Source organism: Streptomyces sp. NPDC005070 (genome assembly GCF_053600395.1).
Window position 1 is genome coordinate 1 of sequence record NZ_JBSFZS010000127.1, and the last position, 21,321, is coordinate 21,321.

Consider the following 21,321-nt stretch of genomic DNA (forward strand, 5'->3'; position numbering starts at 1 on the left):
CCCGGCCTCTCCCGGTGTTTCCGTCAAGGAGAGGCCGGACGTGGTGACTGAATGCCGCCTTATGTCCACAATCGAGCCCATCCTTTCAGGTGGGCTTTCAGGCGTGACATCCGGAGGGTCCCGCCGCGCCGTGGCTGTGTGCCGGCGGTGTCAGGCGTCGACCGGGACCTTGGGGTCGCGGACACCCAGCAGGGCGAGGCAGCTCGGCCAGAGCCTGTTCAGCCGGGAGGGGTTGTTGTACAGCTTGGCGAACAGCACCTGACCCTCGAGCTGAGCCACCATCGACTGGGCGGCGTCGTGGGTGTCGGCCACGTTCACGTCGCCGCGTTCCCGAGCGGCGATGATCACCGCCTCGACCAGCTCGACCTGGGCCTCGAAGATCTCCTGCAGGCGCCCGCGCACGGCGTCGGCCTGATTGCTCATCTCCAGGGAGAGATTCCCGAACATGCACCCGACGACCGCTCCGCAGCTGTCCTGTACGGCCCGCTGCGTCGCTTCCGTCGCCTCGAACAGGTGCCGCAGCCGCTCCAGGGGCTCGGCGTCACCGTGCAGAATCCGCTCCCAGTCGCGCCGCTCGACCGCCCAGTGCTCGTCGATCACGGCGAGCGCCAGGGTCTCCTTGGAGTCGAAGAAGTAGTAGAAGCTCCCCTTGGGGACGCCCGCCGCCTTGCAGATCTCGGCGACGCCCAGGGCTGAGTAGCCCCGCTGCTCGAAGAGTGCGTGAGCAGCGGAAAGGATCTTGTTCTTGGCATCGCTCGTGCGTCCCATACCAGAAGTATACGACCGATCGACTACCTTGCGGTGATTCCGTTCGTCACACCTCCGCGAGCAGAGCGCCGAGCCCCGTGGCATGGGCTCGGTCGATGCTGCTCGACCTCAGCCAAGGACGAACCCCGGGCCAGGTGAAACGGTCAGTGGGCCGCGTCGACGGACGCGGGCGTCGACACGGCTCGGGCGTCCGCGACCGTCCGGCCGCGCTCGGTCGAGGGGAACCGGTCCAGCATGGCGCGCAGTTCCCCCGCTCCCACGTTGGCTCCGAAGGGTTCCGTGCCCGGTTGCAGCCGTACCCCCTCGGCGAGCGGGCCGGCTACGACGGGGTCGAAGCCGAGGGCGCTCACGAGGTCTGCGGCCGTGGCCCGGTCCTCGGCGTCGTCGCCGGTGACGGCGATCGCCTTGCGGCCTTTCGATCCGGCGGGCCGGGCCTCCTCCTCCAGGTCGTGGTACCCCATGTGGTTGAACGCCTTGACCAGGCGCGATTCCGGCAGGAACGCCTGGACGATCTCGCTGGTGGACGTGCGCGGATCGGTGAAGTCCTCGCGCACGCCGTCGACTTCCCACCAGTAGTTCATCGCGTCGATGACCAGCTTGCCCCGCAGTGCCGCGGCGGGGACGGAGCGATGCCTGCCCAGGGGGAGGGCCAGGATCACGACGTCGGCTCCGGCCGCCGCCTCGGCGGCGGTGACCGCGACCGCGCCGGGGGTGAGCACCTCGACGGTGAGCGCGATGTCCTCGGCCGGGCCCGATCCGGCGATGAGTACGCGGCAGCCTGCCGCGAGCGCCAGCCGTGCCAGTACGGTCCCCACTTTGCCGGCGCCCAGGATGCCGATCGTACGGATGCCCTCGACGCTCATGTCTGCTCCCACTTCCTTGTCTCTCCCGTCACCGGTCAGCCGGCGAGCATGTCGCGGACCATGGGAATCACCTTCGTGCCGTAGAGCTCGACCGAGCGGAGACGGGCGCTGATCGGCTGCGTCCCCGCGGTGTAGATGAGGTCGAACCTGCCGACGCCCAGTTCGCGCACGGCGTGGGCGATCTTGCGTGCGACGGTCTCCGGTGAGCCGACGTACAGGGAGCCGTGCTCGATCTCCGCCTCGTACTCCTCCCGGCGGATCGGCGGCCAGCCGCGCAGTGCCCCGATACGGTCGCGAATGACCTGGTAGCCCGGCCAGTGAGCCTCGCGTGCCTCTTCGGCGGTGTCCGCGACGAAGCCCGGCGAGTGCATTCCCACGGGATGCGCGATGGTGCCGAACTTGGCCGCGGCGCGCCGGTAGAGGTCGATGTGACCCGCGAAGCGCTCAGGGGAGCCGCCGATGACGGCGAGCATGAGCGGCAGGCCGTAGCGCGCGGTGCGAACGACCGACGGGGGTGAACCGCCGACACCCACCCAGGTGGTGAGGTGCCCGGACTCGGTCGGCGGGAAGACCTCCGCGGCGTCCAGAGGGGCCCGCATGCCGCCCTGCCAGGTCACGGGCTTCTCGTCCAGCAGTCGTACGAAAAGGTCGATCTTCTCTTCGAACAGCTTGTCGTAGTCGGCCAGGTCGTATCCGAACAAGGGGAAGGACTCCGTGAACGACCCGCGGCCGAGGATGACCTCGGCGCGTCCGCCGGAGAGCGCGTCGACCGTCGCGAACCGCTGGAAGACGCGGACGGGGTCGTCGGAGCTGAGTACCGTCACGCCGGAGGAGAGGCGGATGCGCTTGGTGCGCGTGGCGATGCCGGCGAGCACGGTCTCCGGGGTGGAGATGGAATATTCGGGGCGGTGGTGTTCGCCGAGCGCGACGACGTCGACGCCGATGTCGTCCGCGAGGACGGCCTCGTCGAGCACCTGGCGGATCGCCCTCGCGTGCGAGACCGGGGCACCCGAGTCGTCGACGGGGACGTCGCCGAACGTGTCCAGGCCGAAGTCGAGATCAGACATGAGTGGGCTCCTTGGTGAGCAGATCCCTTACCCGTGGGGCGACTTCACGGCCCAGCAGCTCGATCGTGCGGGCGCGGGCCCGGCGCGGCAGGTGCAGGATGTCGTACTTGAGGTCGAAGCGGCTCAGACGCAGGTCGCGAGCCGACCGGGCGATCTTGCGGGCGACTGTTTCCGGGGAGCCGACGAAGAGCGCGCCGTGGTCGACCTCCGCCTCGTACCGTTCGCGGGTCGGCGGGTAGAAGCCCCGTTCCGCGGCCAGCCCGGTCACGACCGGCTTCCAGTACCGCCACCAGGTCTCGATCGCCTCCTCGTCGGTGTCGGCGATGAGGCCCAGCGAGTGCTGGCCGATCGGTTGCGGGGCGTGTCCGGACTCCCGCAGGGCGCGCTGGAAGAGATCGACGTGGCCGGCGAAGCGCTCAGGGCGTCCACCGATGACGGCCAGCATGAGGGGGAGGCCGTGGCGGCCCGCCCGCAGCACGGAGTGGGGACTGCCGCCCACGCCGAGCCAGGTGGGTATGCCGCCCGGGCGCATCCGGGGTCGCGGCCGGTGTTCGGAGAGGGGAGCCCGGAACGCTCCGGACCAGGTCACCGTCTCCTCGCGCTGGAGGCGCAGGAAGAGGTCCAGCTTCTCGTCGAAGAGCCGCTCGTAGTCGGTGAGGTCGTAGCCGAACAGGGGGAACGATTCGGTGGCGGACGCCCGCCCCAGGACGAGCTGGGCCCGGCCGTTCGACACGGCGTCCAGCGTCGAGAAGTCGTGGAAGAGGCGCACCGGGTCGTTGGTGCTCAGTACGGTGACCGAGGTTCCGAGCCGGATGCGTTCGGTGGCGCCGGCCATGGCGGAAAGCAGCACGGGCGCCGACGTGTCGACGTGGTCCGGACGGTAGTGCTCGCCCAGGCTGATGACGTCCAGTCCCGAGGCCTCGGCGCGCCCGGCTTCCTCGACGAGCAGCCGGACGGTCTCGGCATCGTCCAGAGTGCGGCCGTCGTCGGTCGCGACCTCCCCGAAAGAGTTGAGGCCGAATTCGAAAGTCGCGGTCGACATGATCTCCACCTCCGGTGGTTTCCAGGGGGCTGACCACCTGAAATACTTTTGATTGACGCGTCAAGCATCACAAAATATAGTTGACGTGTCAATCAGGAGGTGTCGGTGATGGATCGGCGACGCAGGACATACCCCAGCCCGGAGGAGTTGCGCGTCTGGCGCGACTTCATCGAGACCGCCGAAGCGCTCCGGGCCGAGCTCGCCGGGCGCCTGCAGAAGGACTGCTCGCTCTCGCCCGGCGACTACTCGGTCCTCCTCGCGCTCAGCGAGGCACACGAGACCCGCTCGCGTTCCTCCGAGCTGGCGGCGGCCGTCGGCTGGGAACGCAGTCGCCTCTCGCACCACCTCGGGCGCATGGAGCGCCGCGGACTGATCCGGCGGGTCGAATGCGCCGCCGACAACCGCGGCGCGGAGGTGGTGCTCGCCGACGAGGGCGCGCGGGCCTTCCGGGAGGCTTCCCTGCCTCATCTGCGGGCGATCCGTGAACTCTTCGTCGACTCACTGACCCAGGAGCAGATCGCCGCGGTCGGCGACATCGCCGCGACCCTCCGCGCCGGTCTGGACGCACGTCACACAACCTGAACCGCGTCGACGACCGGCCAGGCCGCGTCTTCCTCAGCCGTGCACGGCATCACCCCGGATGCGGATCCTGCCCGTCCCGCATCACCGCGAGACGGGCCATCTGCTCGCCCATGGAGCGCGTCCCGCGCAGTGGTGTGCGGGCGTGCGGCCAGACGGCGTGGACCAGAGCCGTGTGCCGCGCCCCGCCGAGAGCCACGACAGGGTCGAGGAGCACGATGTCGCGCTCGGTCGCCTGTCGGAGGAGGAGCTGGGACGTTGTCGCACCGGCGGCACCGTGGGGGGTGTCGTAGGGCTCGATGATGTCGTCGAGGTCCAGCAGGCCGTAACGCGCGGAGAGGATGAGCAGACGTTCGGGCCGCAGGGCGTCCGCCGCTCTGCGGCACGCGCGGTGGTACGAACCGATGTACAGGTCCGCCGCTCGTGCGGGCCGTTCCAGTTTGCGGCTGCCACACGGGATGATCACGAGTTCGGGTCGGAAGCAGTCGATGTGGTCGTGTGCGGTCATGTCCCCTGTCCCGGCTGCTTGTGGGTGGTCATATCCGCTGTCCCCGCTCCTCGTGAGTGGCGTCGTCGGCGGTCGCGGTACCGGCGCGCACTCCCGTCCCTGGTCGCGTCCGACTCGGCGCTCCGGGCCCGGGTGATGCCGAGGCCGGAGAATCGGCGAGAGCGGTGACCAGTCCGGGGCCGAGGTGCCGGCGTACCAGCGCCTGCGCGGTCCTCTCGGCGTCGGCGAACCTGGCGCGCCCCGCGTCGGTCAGGGTGACCTCGACCGTCCTGCGGTCGCCGTCACGGCGATCGCGTTCGAGCAGCCCGGCCGCCTGCAGCCCCCTGAGGAGGTACGACATCCTGTCCCCGGACTCCCTCAGCGACGCCGCCAGCCGGGCGACGGGCATCGGCTCGTCCCCGGCCTCGGCGAGGGCGCCGAGAACGAGGTAGCCATGGAGCGACAGCTCGTGTCGTACCCGCAACTCGCCGTGCAGGACGCCCAAGGTCCGCAGGATCCGTGGAAACGGCCGCCCCGTTGCGTCCGGCGGATCGAAGTCGGTCATGTTCCCTCCTGGGGATCGCCACCTCGGCCGCGGGCCCGCGGCTCGACCGTCACAACCAGGCCGTCCGGCACGGCGATCCCGGGCCGGGTGGACAGGACACCCTCACATCCGGACACCACGTCACTCATCCGCGCAGTGGCTGCTGTGCGACGGCGGCATCGAGGTGGCCGCCCGGCCCCGATGTCCCGAATTGAGGGCGTTGTGGCGCATTCGACTGTCCCTCTTCGCCGTCCTGGCGGCCTACGGTCGTCAGCGCGACGCGGTCGAACAGGTTGAATCTCCGCAACAGGCGCGAAGTCTCCGAATACGGGACACGCAGGCGGACGACAGCCCCGGCCGCGTCCGACACCGTATGGCTCCGCACAAGGAAAGAAGGCGTTCTGCGCCGTGACGTCGCAATCAGACACCGGTCCGGCAGTGTCCACCACGCTGGAATTCGGGCTCAACACATGGGTCGTTGACGAGCAACGGAAGCACTACCTGCACGACCCGGGCTCGGTCGACCAGACCTGGCGGGACTTCTTCACCGACCAGGCCTCCCCGGCTTCACCGGCGAACCGCCCCGCGCGCACCGCCGACACCGCTGAGCGTGAAGACAGCGACCAGGCGGCCCTCAAAGCCGTCCGCGTCGCGGCGCTCATCCACGCGTATCGCGTGCGCGGCCACCTGGCGGCCGCCACGGACCCGCTCACCTCGCCGGCCACCGCCGCGCATCCGGAACTCGACATCGCCGCATTCGAACTCCACGACGCGGACCGGGCCGAGAAGGTCGTCGTCGACGGGTTCGCCGGGAGCGCCGCGATGACCCTCCAGGAAGTGCTGGACGACTTGCGGGAGTTCTACTGCGGCACCGCCGGTTTCGAGTACATGCACATCCAGGACTCCCGCGAACGCCGCTGGATCCAGCAGCGCATCGAGGGTCCGCAGCGACGGCCGGACCGTGCCGAACAGCTTCAGATCCTCTACCGGCTGGGGGCGGCGGAAGCCTTCGAGAGGTTCCTGCAGACGAAGTACGTGGGCCAGAAGCGCTACTCACTCGAAGGCGGCGAGTCGGCGATCGTGCTGCTCGACGCCCTGCTGCTCCGGGCCATCGGAGACGGCATGGAGAACGCCGTCATAGGGATGGCGCACCGCGGCCGGCTCAACGTCCTGGCCAACGTCATCGGCAAGACCTACGCGCAGATCTTCGACGAATTCGAGGACGCGACGGACATCCGGTCCGTCCAGGGATCCGGGGACGTGAAGTACCACCTCGGCGCGGAGGGCACCTACCGTGCCCTGAACGGCGGCACGATCGGCGTCTCGGTCGTGGCGAATCCCTCGCATCTGGAGATCGTGGGGCCGGTCGCCCAGGGAGTGGTGCGCGCCAGGCAGGACATGGTCGCGGACCCCGGCCGGCCCTTCCCCGTCCTGCCGGTCGTCGTCCACGGCGACGCGGCCTTCGCCGGCCAGGGCGTGGTCGCGGAGACCCTGAACATGTCGCAGCTGCCCGGCTACCGCACGGGCGGGACGGTCCACGTGGTCGTCAACAACCAGGTCGGCTTCACCACCCTGCCCACCAGCGGCCGTTCGAGCACGTACGCGACCGACGTGGCGCGGACGGTGGAAGCCCCGATCTTCCACGTCAACGGTGACGACCCGGAGGCCGTCGCCCGCATCGCGCGGCTGGCCTTCGACTACCGCCAGGCGTTCCACAAGGACGTCGTGATCGATCTGGTCTGCTACCGGCGCCACGGGCACAGCGAGGTCGACGACCCGTCCGTCACGCAGCCCATGATGTACGACCGCATCGACGCCAAGAAGTCGGTACGCACCCTGTACGCCGACGCCCTGGTCCGCCGCGGGGACATGGGTGAGCGGCAGGTGGAAGGCGCACGCCGCGACTACCAGGATCACCTCGAACGGGCCTTCGCCGAGACGCGGGCGCTGCCCGGCTCCGGTGCCACCGAAGACATCCACCGCGCCGTCGCCGGACAGCGCCCGGCCCGGCAGGCGGCGACCGCGATCGACGAAGCGACCGCCAGGCGCGTCATCGCCTCACAGACCGACCTGCCAGGGGGCTTCACCGTGCACCCGCGCGTTCTGCCCCAGCTCCACCGGCGGGCGACGATGCTCGACAACGGGACGGTCGACTGGGCCACCGCGGAGACACTGGCGATGGGTTCCCTGCTGCTGGACGGCGTTCCCGTGCGGCTGACCGGGCAGGATTCGCGGCGCGGCACCTTCGGCCAGCGGCACGCCGTACTCATCGACCGGCGCACGGGCGAGGAGCACACACCCCTGAGCTCGCTCGGCCCGCGGGCCGAGGCCTTCTCACCGTACGACTCGATGCTGTCCGAACTGGCGGCGCTGGCCTTCGAGTACGGATACGCGCTGGCGCGGCCCGATGCCCTGGTGGTGTGGGAGGCGCAGTTCGGGGACTTCACCAACGGCGCTCAGACGGTCATCGACGAATACCTCGCGTCGTCCGAACAGAAGTGGGGCCTGCGTTCCCCGCTGACACTGCTGCTGCCCCACGGCCTGGAAGGCCAGGGACCGGACCACTCCTCCGCCCGGATCGAGCGGTTCCTGCAACTGTGCGCCCAGGACAACATCACCGTCGCCCTGCCCACTCTGCCGAGCAACTACTTCCATCTGCTCAGGCAGCAGGCGCTGGACAGCCACGGCAGGCCGCTGGTGGTCTTCACCCCGAAATCCATGCTGCGGTCGAAGGCGGTCACCTCCACTCCGGCCGAATTCACCCAGGGTGCCTTCCGCCCCGTCCTGCCGGATCACACGGTGGACCCCGCCCGGGTCAGGCGCGTGCTGCTCTGCTCGGGCAAGGTCTTCTACGACCTCGACGCCCACCGGCACGACGCGAACCTCACGGACACGGCGATCGTCCGCGTGGAGCGCCTCTACCCGTTCCCCGATCAGGAGCTTGCAGCGGAACTCGCCCGCTTCCCCGCGTCCGCGGACGTGCGGTGGGTGCAGGAGGAGCCCGCGAACCAAGGGTCCTGGTCCTTCGTCGAGCCGCGTCTGCGCCTGGTCACGGATCGCCCGGTGGACTGCGTCAGCCGGCCCGAGGCGCCCGCTCCCGCCGTCGGCTCCGCCCGGCGCCACGCCCTGGAGCAGAAGACCCTTGTGACATCGGCGTTCCACTGAGAGGTGCTTCATGGACAAGCAGGTCACCTGCCGCAGGATCTATGAGCAGACGTCCTCCGCGGACGGCACGCGGGTACTGGTCGACCGTGACTGGCCCGGAGGCATCCGCCGGCAACGCGCGCAACTCACCGACTGGCTGCGCGATGCCGCGCCGACCACCGAACTGCAACGCTGGTACGGCAACGACCCCGCCCGTTTCATGGAGTTCCGCCGCCGCTACCTCGCCGAACTCGTCGACCCCGGGCATCAGAAGGCCGCGGGGCGGCTACGGGACCTCGCCGGTCACGGCGGCCTCACCCTGCTGACCGCGTCCGAGGACGTGGACCACAGCCATGCCGCCGTCCTCGCCGAGTGGCTCGCCACCGCCGACCGCCCCGTATCCGATCAGCGCCCCCGCGGGTACCGCGCCTCCCTCGTCGCGGCGGTGTCCAACCTCAATCCGGGAGCGCTCGCGTTCGTCATGGGTACGGGCATCGTCTCCACGGCCCTGCGCGCGAACGGCGCTCACACCGCCTCCGCGGCACTGCTCGTGGTGGCCCTGGCCGGCTTCGTGCTGCTGGTGCCCGCCTACGGCTGGCGACTGCTGCGCCGGCGGCAGCGGTTCGTCGCGGATTTCCTGGGGCCGCGATCGTTCGCCTTCCTCACCATCGCCATCTCCTCCAACGTGCTGGCCGCCCGCCTGGTGCCGGACGGCCACACCACGATCGCCGGGGTGCTCCTGGCGTTCGGGGCGCTGGGGTGGCTGCTGCTGGACTACGGCATTCCCCTCGCACTCATCACCACCATGAGACGGGTGCCGTCGATCGACCAGGTGAACGGCACCTGGTTCCTGTGGGCGGTGGGATCGGAGTCGGTGGCGGTCGCGGCAGCCTCCCTGGGCCGGGTGACCCCGGGCCAGGTGCTGCCGATGCTGGCCGTGGTGTGCTGGGCGATCGGCCTGGTGCAGTACCTGCTGACCGCCGCGATCGTCCTGGCCAGGCTGCTGGCACGGCCGGTGAAGCCGGAAGGTCTCATGACATCGGTCTGGATCTTCATGGGCGCGGCGGCGATCTGCGTGCTCGCCGGAGCGCGGCTGCTCGAACTGCCCCCGGACAGCGTGCTGCTGGGGCGGTCGGTCATCGTCGGGACGTCCGTGGTGCTGTGGTCGTTCTCGAGCTGGCTGATCCCGCTGCTGCTGGCTCTGGGCGTCTGGCGGCACGCGCTGCGACGGATTCCGCTGCGCTACGAGCTCGGCTGGTGGAACCTCGTCTTCCCGATCGGCATGTACGCCGTCACGACGTACGAACTGGGACGTACGACCGGGACGTCCTGGCTGACCACCGCGGGCCGCTGGGAGATCTGGGTCGCCGCCGTGGTCTGGGCGGTGGTGTTCACGGCCATGGCGGCCACCATGCTCCGGCCCCGCCTCACGACCCGGCACGGAGGCGGTTCGGGCACGAACGAGCAGGCTCGTCCGGGCGGTACGTCCTCGACACCCGCCCGGCTGTTGCCGTAGACACTGGTCCTGCTCGGGGCGAATACCACGGGTCCCCGGCACCGCGGCGCCGTCACCTCCGCACCGGGCGGTGCATCGGCCGGCCGCGGTGGCGCGGCCGGGCCGCGGAGCGGTCGCGCTCCGCTTCCCCGGTGGCGCCGTCGGCGAACGTCATGGTGCGGCCTGACCTGTCGCGGTGGATTCCCCCGCCTTGGCCCCTTCCGCCCTGGCCCCTTCCGGATCCTTCGGCCCTCGTGATCCGCCCGTGCGCCCGGCGGCGTGGCGCAGGGAGTGCGAGACGACCACCGCCCACGCGGCGACAAGCAGCGTGTAGAGACCGACGGCGCACCAGATGAGCGGCTGCGATCCGGTGAGGGACGCGAGGGCGCCGGTGCCGGTGACACAGGCGCCGAGGGGGAAGATGAAGGACCACCAGGTAGGGGCGAAGGGCAGCCCCCTGCGGACCTCCCGCACGGTCAGCGCCGTGGCGAGCACCAGCCACAGCATGGCGAAGCCCCACAAACCGATTCCGCCCAGCAGCGCCAGTACCGCGGTGCCCCGGGCGTACGGCGCGGGCAAGGCACTCGGCGCCGCCGTGGACAGCACGACCAGCGCCGTCACCGCCTGGTCCAGCGCCCCCACGCCGATCCACACCGTGGGCACCACCGCGCCCACGGGCGCGTCATGGTGGACCAGACGGCTGTACACCATGGCCAGCACGAGCAGGACCGCCACCAACCCGAGCCCGAGCATCGCGTAACAGCCCAGCACCATGGCCAGCCGCAGCTGCCCGGCCGGTGCCCGCGGGATGAGCAGCGCGCCCGTCGCGGCGGACACCATCGGCGGCACCACCGGCATCAGCCACCCGCCGAACGCCGCCCCCGGCGCGAAGCGGTGCCTGGTCACCATCAGATACGGAACCGTGCAGGCGGTGGCAAGACCGAGCGCGGTACCGACCGACCACAGAACCCAGTCCACATCCAGCGCCGCCCGCGCCCCGATCACCCGCCGGCCGAGCAAGAGCGTCCCTGCCCCGACGGTGAGCAGCGCCATCGGCAGCGCCCCGAAGAACTGGGCCAGGACCGGATCAGCGGCGTGCATCCGCAGCGTTCGCTGCCGGACGTAGCGGACGGCGAGCACGGCCAGCAGCAGTGCGGCCCCCGCCCAGACCACGGTGGCGGCGTCCCGCAGCCCGGGAAAACCGCGTGGCAGGGTGGCCGCCGCGTCGGCGACGATGCCGGTGCCCATGACGGCCGCGAACCAACTGGGGCTGAGGAGTGCCCGCCCGCCGCTGTTCGTCGTGGGCGGCCGGTCACGGGCATGTTCGGAACGCTTCGCGCCCGAGCCCCCCTCGGACGGGACCGCGGGGGCAATGCTGGAGTGGGGTGTCACGGTGTGGAGCGCCTTGTCTTCTCGGATCGGGTCATCACCGTCGGTGATCGACTGGCCGGCCCGCACCCAGCAGCTCATGGGTTCCGGCCGAGGCCGTCGGCCCATTGGCTCTCGAAGGTATGGCCGCGTCCCGACCCCGCCCCATACCAGCACGCGCCACGACGCCCTCACCCCAGGACATGGCGGCCGGGTCCGGCACAGCGAGCCGACGGCCTCCCCTGGGCAGGTGCTCCGATGTCCGTCTCCGAGCGTGTTGTGGCCGACTGCCCAGCCATGACGATGCGGTGCGCGCCTGCTGCATACGCGAGGGGCGCCGAGGCCCGGTGCCTCGATCCACGAAGGGAGACGGCCATGACAAACAGCTCGGCCGCGGACGTGAGGACGGCAGGGGGCAGGCCCGACTACGCATGTTCGGTGATCCGGTGGGCGCTTCGGCGTTGCCGCCCGCGCTGCGCGGGAAGTTCTTCGACCGGCCAGCCGTGGAGGTCGCCCCCGAGCTGCTGGGTGCCGTGATCGTGGCGCGCTCGGAGTACGGCGTGACGGCCGTGCGCATCACCGAGGTGGAGGCGTACGAGGGGCCCGACGACCCCGCCTCCCACGCCTTCCGGGGACCGAACGCCACCAACCGCGCGGAGTTCGGGGAACCGGGGACCTTCTACGTCTACCGGACGCACGCGGTGCACCGATGCCTGAACGTGGTCTGCGGCCCCGGACGGCGCCCTGCGTCGGTGCTGCTCCGGGCAGGCACGGTCGAGTCCGATGAGACGTCGGCGCGGCAGCACCGACGCCCCGGCCTTCGCTCGCGGGACCTGGCCCGTGGTCCCGGGAACCTCGCGCGGGCCCTGGGCATCGTGGATCTGCGGCACGACGGGCGGTCGGCCTGCGATGCGGCAGCCGACCTGTTTCTCGCGGAGCCGACCGGGGACGTGCGCCGGGAGAGGGTCGGCCGGGGGCCGCGGACGGGCGTCGGCGGCCCGGCCGCCGGGTATCCATGGCGCTTTTGGACCCTGGGCGACCCGAGCGTCAGCGCCTACCGGGCACACCCGGGCACCCGCCGGCGGTCCCGGACGGACCGCTGAAGCCCACCGCCGAGGAGAGTGCCGCCAACGGCTCGGAAGGCGACCTGTGAGCGACCGCAAGCCGGGCCCGCGACGCGCCCGTACACCCCACTGAGGCGGCCGGGCGCCCCCGGCGCCGTTGTCCGGGCACCGTGAGAAAACCATTACGCTTATCACTCAGCGTGTTCATCTGTCCAGGAGGCGCACGATGAAGGACAGGCCACCCGGCCGGAAGCCGCTGCTGGTGACCGTGCTGGTCTTCCCGGGCCTACGCCTGCTGGACGTCGCCGGGCCGATCGAGGTGTTCGCGACGGCCAACGACTTCGGCGGACGCTACCGCGTGCGCGTCGTCTCGCCGGACGGCGCCGACGTGGTCACCGCCGCGGGCACCGGGATGAGCGTCGATCTGCCGGTCGCGCAGGTGGATTACGTCAGCGACGTGGTCATCGTCCCCGGCGGCCCCGAGTGGCCTTCCTTGATCAAGGACGACGCGCTGCTGGACGCCGTACGGGCGCTCGACGCGCTCAGCCGCTGCACCGCCTCCGTCTGTACCGGCGCCTTCCTCCTCGCGGCGGCCGGGCTGCTCGACGGGCGCGACGCCACCACGCACTGGCGCTTTGCCGACCAGCTCGCCCTGAGGTATCCGCAGGTGACGGTGGACCCCGACGCCCTCTTCGTGCGCGACGGCGGCATCATGACCTCCGCGGGCGTCAGTTCGGGAATCGACTTGTCGCTGGCCCTGGTCGAGGAGCACCTGGGCGTCGATGTCGCCCGCGAAGTGGCCAAGGACATGGTCGTGTTCATGCAGCGGCCGGGAGGCCAGTCGCAGTTCAGCGTCCGCACCCGCACCCCGCACGCGAGGCAGGAGATGCTGCGCAGGGTCCTGGACGCGGTCACCGAGGACCCCTCGGCCAATCACACCCTGGCGGCCATGGCGCGCCGGGCGGGTGTGAGCGCCCGTCACATGACGCGTCTGTTCCGCGACGAGGTGGGCACAACCCCGGCGCGCTATGTCGAGCAGGTCCGCATGGAGGCCGCCCAGGCGCTGCTGGAAGGGGGCGACGACCCCATGGCCTCGGTGGCACGGCGCACCGGCTTCGGCTCGCCGGAGTCGATGCGCCGTGCCTTCACGCGCAACCTCGGGATCACGCCCGGGGCCTACCGAGCGCGTTTCCGCACCACGGGTGTCACGGGCGGCAAAGCGACCGTGACCAAGCCGGTCGAAGCCTGAAGGACCCGCAGCCGGTCCGCGGCGGAAGTGGGCGTGGAACCGCCCGGGCCGTTGCGCGTGGGGGAGGAGAAGAGCGACCCGCCGCAGCGGGGCCGCGTCAAGTGGCCCACTGCGACGGGTCGCTGCGAAGGCGATCCGGGTGAGTCCCCGATCATCGGGCACATCACGGGTCGTGCCCGGTAAGCCGATCGGCGTCCCGTCGGACCGCCCGGTCGTCGGCCTCAGGCGGCGCGCAGAGGCGCGAGAGCCTTCGACCATGCGACGACCTGGTCCAGGGTGGTCACAAGCGTGGCGTGCTGGACATCGGCCGGCTTGAAGGTGGTGAAGTTCTCGAAGTCGGTGAACAGGGAGAGAGCCACCTGGGCGCGGACGTCGGCCAGCTGCAGCTCTCCGGCGATGCCGCGCAGGTGCTCGACGGCGCGGGAGCCGCCGACCGATCCGTAGCTGACGAAGCCGACGGCCTTGTTGTTCCACTCGGAGTAGATGAAGTCGATGGCGTTCTTCAGCGCGCCCGGCACCGAGCGGTTGTACTCGGGGGTGACGATGACGAAGCCGTCGAGGGAGTCGATCTTCTCGGCCCAGGCCTTCGTGTGCGGCTGGCTGTAGTTGCCCATCGTCGCCGGGTAGGCCTCGTCGAGGACCGGCAGCTTGTAGTCGAGCAGATCAACGACCTCGAACTCCGCGTCCGTGCGCCGGGAGGCGATCTCGTGCACCCAGTGGGCGACCGCTTCGCCGTTCCGGCCGGGCCTGGTGCTGCCGATGATGATTCCGATCTTGGTCACGAGTGGACCCTTTCCGTGCGTTGCGGCAATGCGCGAGCGCGATTTCCCGCAATAGAACTTGTCGCGTCAAGTAAATATGGAAATGATTGACGCGTCAAGTAAAGCAAAAGCTGGGCGCGCCTCTTCGGGTGGGGGTGCCTCGGGGGCCCCTCCCTGTACGTGCTTGCAAACGGAACCGGTTCCGCTTACGGTCGACTAACCGGAACCGGTTCCGCTCATGGGGTCGGCCCGGCCCGGAGCCCCGGACGTGCGGCTCACCCGGGCCGTCGGTGCCGAGGGGCAGCCTCAGCGAACCGGCGCAGCCAACCCGCACTGGATCGGCACCACTCGGAGGGCGACGAAGATGACTGGAAGACTGCGGGACACCGTGGCCCTGGTGACCGGCGCGAGCAGCGGTATCGGTGCGGCGACGGCGCGAGCCCTCGCCGCGGAGGGGGCGGCGGTGGCCCTCCTGGGGCGGCGGCGTGCGCGCCTGGAGGAGCTTGCGGGCGAGCTGCGGGCCGACGCCGGGACGGCGTTCGTGGTGGAGGCCGACATCACCGACCAGCGGCAGGCCGCGACGGCCGTGGAGAGCGTGGTGTCCGAGCTGGGCCGCCTGGACACGGTGGTCAACAATGCCGGGACGATGGGGGTCGGTCCGGTGACGGACTCCCCGCTCGACGAGTGGGAGCGGATGGTCGAGATCAACGTGAAGGGCCTGCTGTACGTGACGCACGCGGCGGTGCCGCATCTGCTGCGGGCGGCGGAGGACTCGCCCCGGAAGGTGGCGGACCTGGTCAACATCAGTTCCACCGCGGGCCGGGTGGCGCGGCCGGGGACGGCGGTCTACAACCTCACGAAGTTCGGTGTGAACGGCTTCACCGAGGCCTTGCGGCAGGAGGTCATGCAGAAGCGGGTGCGGGTGAGCGTGGTCGAGCCCGGCACGGTCGACACCGAGTTGAGCTCGCACCTTCGTGACGGTGTGCGGGAGGCGGTCGAGCGTCAGGTGAAGGAGATCGAGGCGCTGCGTCCGGAGGACATCGCCGACGCGGTCTCGTACATCGTGACCCGGGACCGCCGGGTCGCCGTCAACGAGATCCTGGTGCGTGCCGGGGAGCAGACCTGGTGAAAGGACGATCGTGGGGGCCCTGACGGGAGCAGACCGCGGCGGCATTCATCCGGCCGGGGCCTGCCCGATCGCGTCAGTGCCGCACGATGCCGTGCAGGAGGAGGTCGATGAGCCGGGTGGCCAGGTCGCGCCGGTCCTCGTTGCCGGCCATGAGGCTGATTCCGCCCAGGGCCATGAGCACGTCCTGGGCCTGGACCCCCTTCCGCGCCACCGACGGCCCCTGCGCCGGCCTGAGCAGGCGATCGATGGCGTCTGTGAGTACGGCCCGGGTCTCCAGCTTCTCGCTGTCGTCCGTCAGTACCGCACGCAGCGCGTCCGCCATCCCTTGTTTGGCGGCCATGAAGTCGATGAATCGCTCCATCCACTGCCGCAACGCGTCCACGGGGGGTTGTGTGGCCGCCAGTTGTGCCGCCACCTCGCACAGTCGCTGCACTTCGAGGCGGTAGATCGCCGCGACCAGCAGCTCCTTGGAGGGGAACCGGCGGTAGAGCGTGCCGACACCGACACCAGCCGCGCGGGCGATGTCCTTGACCGAAGCGCCCATGCCCTCCCGCGCGAAGGCGGCGGCCGCCGCCTCGAGCAGACGGTCCTCGTTGCGCTGCGCGTCGGCCCTCAGAGGCCGGCGGGGCCGCGGCGAATCCCCTTCGTCGCCGGTCAACGGGACTCCCTTCGCCACACCACAAGCGGAACTGGTTCCGGATGTGAGGCTACGGCAGCCCTCCACTCCCGCGCCACCGGCTGGGTCGTCGGCGGTGGGGGCCGGCCCCTCTCAGGGTGCGGGGGCAGAGGCCGGCGACACGGCCTTCGGAGTCTCTCCTCTTCCGTGGGCGGTCTTCGGTCACGCACACCTCGGCCATGCCGAGGCGGCGCCGCCAGGAGTCCTCATTTGAGGAGCTGGAGCAGGCGATCGGCCAGAACGGCCGCGGAGTGAGGGTTCTGCCCGGTGACCAGGTTGCGGTCCTCCACCATGTACGGCTCCCACATGGGCCCGCGGCTGTATTCGACGCCGACCTTGTCCTTCAGTTCGTCCTCCAGCAACCACGTCGCCCGGGGCGCCAGTCCGACCGCTTCCTCTTCGTCGTTGGTGAAGCCGGTGACGCGATAGCCCTTGAAGGGCGACTCGCCGTGGATCCGGGTGGACAGGAGTGAGGCGGGGGCGTGACACACGATGGCCAACGGCTTGCCCGAGGCGAGCTGGGCCGTCAGCAGGCGGCCGGCGTCGGCGTCGTACGCGAGGTCCGCCATCGGGCCGTGGCCGCCGGGCAGGTAGACCGCGTCGTAGTCCTCCAGGCGGACGTCCGACAGCTTGAGCGGCCGACGCATCACCTCCGCGGAACGGATGATCTCCTCCAGCTCCAGAGCGCCTTCCTCGCCACCGGCCATGGAGGGACGCAGGCTCATCATGTCGACGTTGGGGGTCACGCCTCCGGGCGTGGCGACCACGACCTCGTGACCCGCTTCCGTGATGGCCTTGTAGGGCATCGCGAACTCTTCGGCCCAGTAGCCGGTCGCGTACCGGGTGCCGTCCTTCAGTACCCAGTACGTCGCGCCACTCACGATGAAGAGCACTTTCGCCATCGTTCTCCGCCTCCTTGTCCCCACCTGGCTCGTCGGGGACCTCGACTGAATTGCCTTGTGTGACCCTGTACTTGAACTGCTGGGTGCGACCGGACCGGAACGGTCGACCAGGTGCCCGTGCGGGGCGATCGGCCCTGTCTCCCTCCGGTGATGCCTACGCGTACGTGTGTGAACCCTGACGCGTCCGGCTTGCACCGGCTCGTGCTCGATTGCGGCCGCGCTCCGCATCAGGGCGGGATCCCGAACCCTGGCGTGAGTCGGGCGCCCCGCCGGACCGTGTGCGACGAGCCGGAAGCCGCGCCGGCCGACATCGGCTCCGTGGCGACGTCGGGGCGCGGCGCGGTGCGGCCGACGCGTGAACGACGGACATGGAGCGGTGGGGTGCTTCCCCTGGCGGGGGTGCGGCGCCGCGACGGCCGTGCCGACCCGCGTCGTTGCTCGGCATCTCCGCCCCGCCGGACAGGCGCTGTTCCTGTCGCCATCGCCCGCACAGTCGTGGACGACCCAGTGCCAGAAGCCACTGACCGTCGACGCGACGCGACGGGGGGCCGATGCGCTACGGCCGGTCGCACCTCGGGTATGGGACTGCAACGTGATGCCCGTCCCCTGGCCACGCCGGACGCGATCAGGGACCGTTCGCCCGGCAGCCCGTCATACACCTGGCGGTGCCAGGAAGCACCGAGCGTGCTGCCCGTAGCCGCGCCATCGGGGCGTCACCTCCTCGTCCCTCATGTGAGCTCCGAGGGACTCGAGCGCAATCCAGCCTAAAGGCGACGTGGGCCCGGCGCATGCGGGCGGACATCCCGCGAAGTGCCCCGGGTGATGGCCGCGACGGCATGGCCCTCGTATGCGTCGGAGGCCCACTCCAGCCTCGTGAGCAGGGGCTATGGCCCGCGGTCCCGTTCCGGACGTCCGAAGTCGTGATCCGCGCGGCGGTGACCGCAGTGCGCACCGAAGGCGTGCTTGAGCAGGATCACGGAGGAGATAGACGGCCGGTCGTCTATATTGGTTGTATCGCCCGGCCACCCCTCGGACGAAGGGAAGGTCGCCGAGCGCTACGGAACAAACGACAGGAGAAGCTGACATGCGCGTCGAGATATGGACCGACATCGCCTGCCCCTGGTGCTACGTGGGCAAGGCCCGTTTCGACCAGGGGCTCGCCGCGTTCGCTCGCCGGGACGAGGTGGAAGTGGCCCACCGGTCCTTCGAACTCAATCCCCAGGCCGAGAACGGGGCCGTGCCGATCATCGAGGCGGTCGCGGCACAGTACGGTCGCACCCGTGAGCAGCAGGTGGCCCGGGAAGAGCAGGCTGCGGCCATGGCGCGAGAGGTGGGGCTGGGCTACCGCGTCGGCGGACGGGTCTTCGGCAACACCTTCGACGTGCACCGGCTCCTGCACTTCGCCAAGCAGCAGGGGCGCCAGGCCGAACTGATGGATCTCGCCTTCCGGGCGAACTTCGCGGAAGAGCGTTCGATCTATGACAGGGAGACTCAGGTGAGTCTGGCCGTCGAAGCGGGGCTGGACGAGGCGAAGACCCGAGACGTGCTCGACAATCCGCAGGCGTTCGCCGCGGAGGTGCGGGCCGACGAACGCCTCGCGTCCGACATGGGTGTCAGTGGTGTGCCCTTCTTCGTTCTGGACCGGCGCTACGCGGTGAACGGGGTCCAGTCGGCCGAGATGTTCACGCAGGCGCTGGAGAAGGCTTGGGCGGATCGACCGGCGGCGTGAGACGGTCCCCTTCGGGGGCCGGGTCCCGGGTGGCGAGCGGGATCGGGCGGCAGCCGGACCGGCCTGCAGTGCCGGTCCGAGCTCGCCGCCCCGGCGATGGATCTCATGTCCCCGGGTCCGGCTCGGCGAGGCGCGCCGCGTCGAGGAGTGCCGCCGCGGCGTCGCGGGCGACAGCGCCTGCCGAGGAGTCGTTGTCCATACGCACGGCGTTGGCGGCACCGTCGTAGAGGAAATGCAGTTGGCGTGCGAGGTGGCCGGGTTCGGCGTACCCGGACTCGGCGGCCAGTCCGGTCAGCAGGTCACGTAGCCAGGCCCGGTGGCTTTCAGCGATGCGGGTGATCGAGCTGTCCTCCGGAGCCTCGGCCGTGGCCCGTACGAACGGACAGCCGTGGTAGCCCGGGGTGGCGAGTGCCTCGGACTGCGCCTCGAAGACTCCCAGCAGCCGCTCGCGCGGGGTCGCGTAGCGCGCCAGAACCCGGTTGATCCTGTCCTGGATGCGGCTGCCGCGGAGTTCCAGGTAGGCCCCGGCCAACTGCTCCTTGCTGCCGAACGTGTTGTAGAGAGAAGCTTTCGCGACCCCGGCGTGTTCGATGACACGGTCGATGCCGACGGTCCGCACGCCTTCGCTGTAGAAGAGCTCGTCGGCGGCCTCCAGCAGGCGCAGGCGCGCCGACGGCTTCGTCGCGGTGTTGGCAGACATGACATTCACCCGTTTCGGAAGACCCGCTCAATCCACCTGCGCCGCGACATCCATCACGCGCGCGCCCCGCAAGCCGGCCGTGACCTTCTCCGCACGCCGACCGTGGAGAACGAGTGCCGCCAGGGCCACCAGGGCCAGCACGACGACCGCCGCGCCGTACTCCCTGGCCGTTTGTACGAGCCCACCGCCGTGCACGACCAGTATGCCGCCGATGACCGCGGGCACACCCAGGCCGAGGTAGCACACCACGTAGAGGAGAGACAGCACGCCGGCCCGCTCCTGAGGAGCGACGTTCGGGATCACCATGCGCATGCCGCCCTGGAAACCGCCGCCGAAGCCGAATCCCGAGACGACACCGCCCAGCAGGAACCCGGCCACGGAGAGCGTGCCGCCCGAACCCGAGGCGATCGACACCAAGGTGATCAGCACACCGGCGATCAGGGTAGCGATACCGATCAGCATGACCGTACGGGTCGCGGTGCGGCGAAGCAGCACAACGGCCAGCCCCGCCGAAGCGGCGAGCACGAACAGCGGCAGCCCGCCCCACACCACGGAGTCCGAGTGCACCAGCGTTCGGGCGATGGCCGGTCCCAGGGCGCCGTACAGGCCGGTCAGGGCCCAGACCGCGAACAGCACGGGAGCGGCGATGGCTACCGAGGCGCGGGCGGCCGCAGGCAGCTTGATCTCGGGCGCCATACTCGCCAACGCGCCCGGCTTCCGGCTCACGGTCTCGCGCAGAGCGAGTACGCCGAGCGCCTGAAGGAGAAAGACTCCGAGGAGCACGAAGTAGACGAAGCGCGTGGGCGCCGGAAGGTATTGCACGATCAAGCCGGACATCAGGGCGCCGGTGGCCGTCCCGATCGCGGGGGCGAAGGAGTTCAGGAAACCGCCGCGCCGCGGGTCGATGTCGAGCATGCCCGCACCGAGCGCACCGACAGCCGCTCCGGTGCTCAGGCCCTGGACGACGCGGGCGGCCAGCAGCGCGTCCACCCCACCGGCGGTGAGAAACGTGACCATCGCCAGGACCTGCGCCAGCAGGGCCACCAGCAGAACCGGCCGCCGTCCGACATGGTCGGAGATCTTTCCGAAGATCAGCAGGGAGACCAGCACCGCCACGGCGTACACACCGAAGACGACGGTGACCGTGATCGGGGAGAAGCCCCAGTGCTGCTGGTAGATCGCGTAGAGCGGAGTCGGGGCGCTGGACGCGGCCAGGAGGGACACGATGATCGAGGCCAGCAGTCCGACGGAGGCCGCCGCACCCAGGCGCGCGCCTCTCGGTCCGGCTTGTGGGCGCGACGGCCTTACGCGGTCGCGCGTCGGATTGACGGTGTTCACTGTCGATACAGAGTTCAAGGGTCACTTTCGGGACTGATCCGACGGCCTGCGACCGCCACTAGACAGATCTGTCTAGTGCGTGTCCCAACGGGCGATCGGGCGCGGCTATTCCCGCCCCCGATCGAGCAGACCGCCCACGGGCCGGCCATCCACCCCTGGATCGACCGCCCGCGGATCGACCACGTGCCGGAAGGCCGGTGGCGCTACCGCGCACCTCGTCCGCACGCCTGCTTCGCCGACGACGCCAACCACCTCGCACACGCCGTGGGGTCTACCTTTGATCTTGGCCAGTGCTAGCTCCGGCGTTTACGCCGGGGGTGAAGGCCATCTCAGAGCTGCTCTGCTCCTGGATCGCGGAGGCGACCCGCGCGCACGTCGCGAACGCTGACGGCACTCCCGGGGGCGCCCGGTCGGAC

At 70.4% G+C, this 21,321-nt stretch carries 19 protein-coding genes and 1 pseudogene; 8 read left to right on the plus strand and 12 right to left on the minus strand.

Annotation, left to right across the window (positions count from 1 at the left end; translation table 11 throughout):
* Nucleotides 1-150: 150 nt before the first annotated feature.
* The 4 genes from ACWEBX_RS30785 to ACWEBX_RS30800 all read right to left on the minus strand — a co-directional run bounded on the left by ACWEBX_RS30785 (nucleotide 151) and on the right by ACWEBX_RS30800 (nucleotide 3,740).
* Nucleotides 151-768, minus strand: coding sequence for a TetR/AcrR family transcriptional regulator (locus ACWEBX_RS30785; protein ID WP_451888065.1), 618 nt, complete (start codon nucleotides 766-768; stop codon nucleotides 151-153).
* A gap of 143 nt (nucleotides 769-911) precedes the next feature.
* Nucleotides 912-1,631 (minus strand): NADPH-dependent F420 reductase, encoded by a 720-nt coding sequence (locus tag ACWEBX_RS30790; protein ID WP_451888066.1) that lies wholly within the window; start codon nucleotides 1,629-1,631, stop codon nucleotides 912-914.
* Nucleotides 1,632-1,666: 35 nt separating this feature from the next.
* Nucleotides 1,667-2,698 (minus strand): LLM class flavin-dependent oxidoreductase, encoded by a 1,032-nt coding sequence (locus ACWEBX_RS30795; RefSeq protein ID WP_451888067.1) that lies wholly within the window; start codon nucleotides 2,696-2,698, stop codon nucleotides 1,667-1,669.
* Nucleotides 2,691-3,740 carry an LLM class flavin-dependent oxidoreductase gene (locus ACWEBX_RS30800; protein WP_451888068.1) on the minus strand — a complete coding sequence of 350 codons (1,050 nt, stop codon included), beginning with the start codon at nucleotides 3,738-3,740 and terminating at the stop codon, nucleotides 2,691-2,693. Before ACWEBX_RS30800 ends, ACWEBX_RS30795 begins: the two co-directional genes overlap by 8 nt.
* A gap of 108 nt (nucleotides 3,741-3,848) precedes the next feature.
* On the opposite strand from ACWEBX_RS30800, the gene ACWEBX_RS30805 reads away from it, so the two are divergent.
* On the plus strand, nucleotides 3,849-4,322 hold the full coding sequence (locus ACWEBX_RS30805; RefSeq protein WP_451888069.1) for a MarR family winged helix-turn-helix transcriptional regulator: 474 nt from the start codon (nucleotides 3,849-3,851) through the stop codon (nucleotides 4,320-4,322).
* 49 nt (nucleotides 4,323-4,371) lie between these two features.
* Here ACWEBX_RS30805 and ACWEBX_RS30810 read toward each other — a convergent pair whose 3' ends face one another.
* Complete coding sequence (locus ACWEBX_RS30810) at nucleotides 4,372-4,827, minus strand: DUF6884 domain-containing protein (protein WP_451888070.1); 456 nt, start codon at nucleotides 4,825-4,827, stop codon at nucleotides 4,372-4,374.
* Between the two features lie 28 nt (nucleotides 4,828-4,855).
* Nucleotides 4,856-5,371 carry a MarR family transcriptional regulator gene (locus tag ACWEBX_RS30815; RefSeq protein WP_451888071.1) on the minus strand — a complete coding sequence of 172 codons (516 nt, stop codon included), beginning with the start codon at nucleotides 5,369-5,371 and terminating at the stop codon, nucleotides 4,856-4,858.
* Nucleotides 5,372-5,788: 417 nt separating this feature from the next.
* Here ACWEBX_RS30815 and ACWEBX_RS30820 point away from each other — a divergent pair, with 417 nt between their 5' ends.
* The 3 genes and pseudogenes from ACWEBX_RS30820 (at nucleotide 5,789) to ACWEBX_RS30830 (ending at nucleotide 10,010) form a co-directional block, all read left to right on the plus strand.
* Complete coding sequence (locus ACWEBX_RS30820) at nucleotides 5,789-8,515, plus strand: multifunctional oxoglutarate decarboxylase/oxoglutarate dehydrogenase thiamine pyrophosphate-binding subunit/dihydrolipoyllysine-residue succinyltransferase subunit (RefSeq protein ID WP_451888082.1); 2,727 nt, start codon at nucleotides 5,789-5,791, stop codon at nucleotides 8,513-8,515.
* Nucleotides 8,516-8,525: 10 nt separating this feature from the next.
* Nucleotides 8,526-8,873, plus strand: a pseudogene (locus ACWEBX_RS30825) (DUF488 domain-containing protein); the annotation flags it as partial.
* Nucleotides 8,874-8,939: 66 nt separating this feature from the next.
* A complete protein-coding gene (locus ACWEBX_RS30830; protein ID WP_451888083.1) occupies nucleotides 8,940-10,010 on the plus strand; it encodes a tellurite resistance/C4-dicarboxylate transporter family protein in 1,071 nt (356 codons plus the stop codon).
* Nucleotides 10,011-10,160: 150 nt separating this feature from the next.
* Here ACWEBX_RS30830 and ACWEBX_RS30835 read toward each other — a convergent pair whose 3' ends face one another.
* Nucleotides 10,161-11,459: a TDT family transporter gene (locus ACWEBX_RS30835; protein ID WP_451888072.1), complete on the minus strand. Its 1,299-nt coding sequence runs from the start codon at nucleotides 11,457-11,459 to the stop codon at nucleotides 10,161-10,163.
* 344 nt (nucleotides 11,460-11,803) lie between these two features.
* Between ACWEBX_RS30835 and ACWEBX_RS30840 the strand changes: the two genes are divergently transcribed.
* Both ACWEBX_RS30840 and ACWEBX_RS30845 read left to right on the plus strand, forming a co-directional pair.
* The gene (locus tag ACWEBX_RS30840) at nucleotides 11,804-12,460 is read left to right on the plus strand and encodes a DNA-3-methyladenine glycosylase (protein ID WP_451888073.1); all 657 of its coding nucleotides are present in this window, start codon (nucleotides 11,804-11,806) and stop codon (nucleotides 12,458-12,460) included.
* A 187-nt stretch (nucleotides 12,461-12,647) separates the two neighbouring features.
* The gene (locus ACWEBX_RS30845; RefSeq protein ID WP_451888074.1) at nucleotides 12,648-13,670 is read left to right on the plus strand and encodes a GlxA family transcriptional regulator; all 1,023 of its coding nucleotides are present in this window, start codon (nucleotides 12,648-12,650) and stop codon (nucleotides 13,668-13,670) included.
* A 221-nt stretch (nucleotides 13,671-13,891) separates the two neighbouring features.
* Here the strand turns inward: ACWEBX_RS30845 and ACWEBX_RS30850 are convergent, their stop codons facing one another.
* Complete coding sequence (locus ACWEBX_RS30850; RefSeq protein ID WP_451888075.1) at nucleotides 13,892-14,452, minus strand: NADPH-dependent FMN reductase; 561 nt, start codon at nucleotides 14,450-14,452, stop codon at nucleotides 13,892-13,894.
* A 343-nt stretch (nucleotides 14,453-14,795) separates the two neighbouring features.
* Here ACWEBX_RS30850 and ACWEBX_RS30855 point away from each other — a divergent pair, with 343 nt between their 5' ends.
* Entirely contained in the window at nucleotides 14,796-15,560 is a 765-nt protein-coding gene (locus ACWEBX_RS30855) for an SDR family NAD(P)-dependent oxidoreductase (RefSeq protein WP_451888076.1), read from the plus strand.
* 73 nt (nucleotides 15,561-15,633) lie between these two features.
* On the opposite strand, the gene ACWEBX_RS30860 is transcribed toward ACWEBX_RS30855, so the two are convergent.
* Together ACWEBX_RS30860 and ACWEBX_RS30865 are read right to left on the minus strand one after the other, a co-directional pair.
* Nucleotides 15,634-16,218, minus strand: a complete 585-nt coding sequence (locus ACWEBX_RS30860; protein ID WP_451888077.1) for a TetR/AcrR family transcriptional regulator — start codon at nucleotides 16,216-16,218, stop codon at nucleotides 15,634-15,636.
* A gap of 224 nt (nucleotides 16,219-16,442) precedes the next feature.
* On the minus strand, nucleotides 16,443-17,138 hold the full coding sequence (locus ACWEBX_RS30865) for a type 1 glutamine amidotransferase domain-containing protein (protein ID WP_451888078.1): 696 nt from the start codon (nucleotides 17,136-17,138) through the stop codon (nucleotides 16,443-16,445).
* Between the two features lie 1,084 nt (nucleotides 17,139-18,222).
* Between ACWEBX_RS30865 and ACWEBX_RS30870 the strand changes: the two genes are divergently transcribed.
* Nucleotides 18,223-18,867 carry a DsbA family oxidoreductase gene (locus ACWEBX_RS30870; RefSeq protein WP_451888079.1) on the plus strand — a complete coding sequence of 215 codons (645 nt, stop codon included), beginning with the start codon at nucleotides 18,223-18,225 and terminating at the stop codon, nucleotides 18,865-18,867.
* Nucleotides 18,868-18,970: 103 nt separating this feature from the next.
* Here ACWEBX_RS30870 and ACWEBX_RS30875 read toward each other — a convergent pair whose 3' ends face one another.
* Entirely contained in the window at nucleotides 18,971-19,567 is a 597-nt protein-coding gene (locus ACWEBX_RS30875) for a TetR/AcrR family transcriptional regulator (protein ID WP_451888080.1), read from the minus strand.
* Between the two features lie 27 nt (nucleotides 19,568-19,594).
* Nucleotides 19,595-20,791 (minus strand): MFS transporter, encoded by a 1,197-nt coding sequence (locus ACWEBX_RS30880; protein WP_451888081.1) that lies wholly within the window; start codon nucleotides 20,789-20,791, stop codon nucleotides 19,595-19,597.
* Nucleotides 20,792-21,321 lie beyond the last annotated feature (530 nt).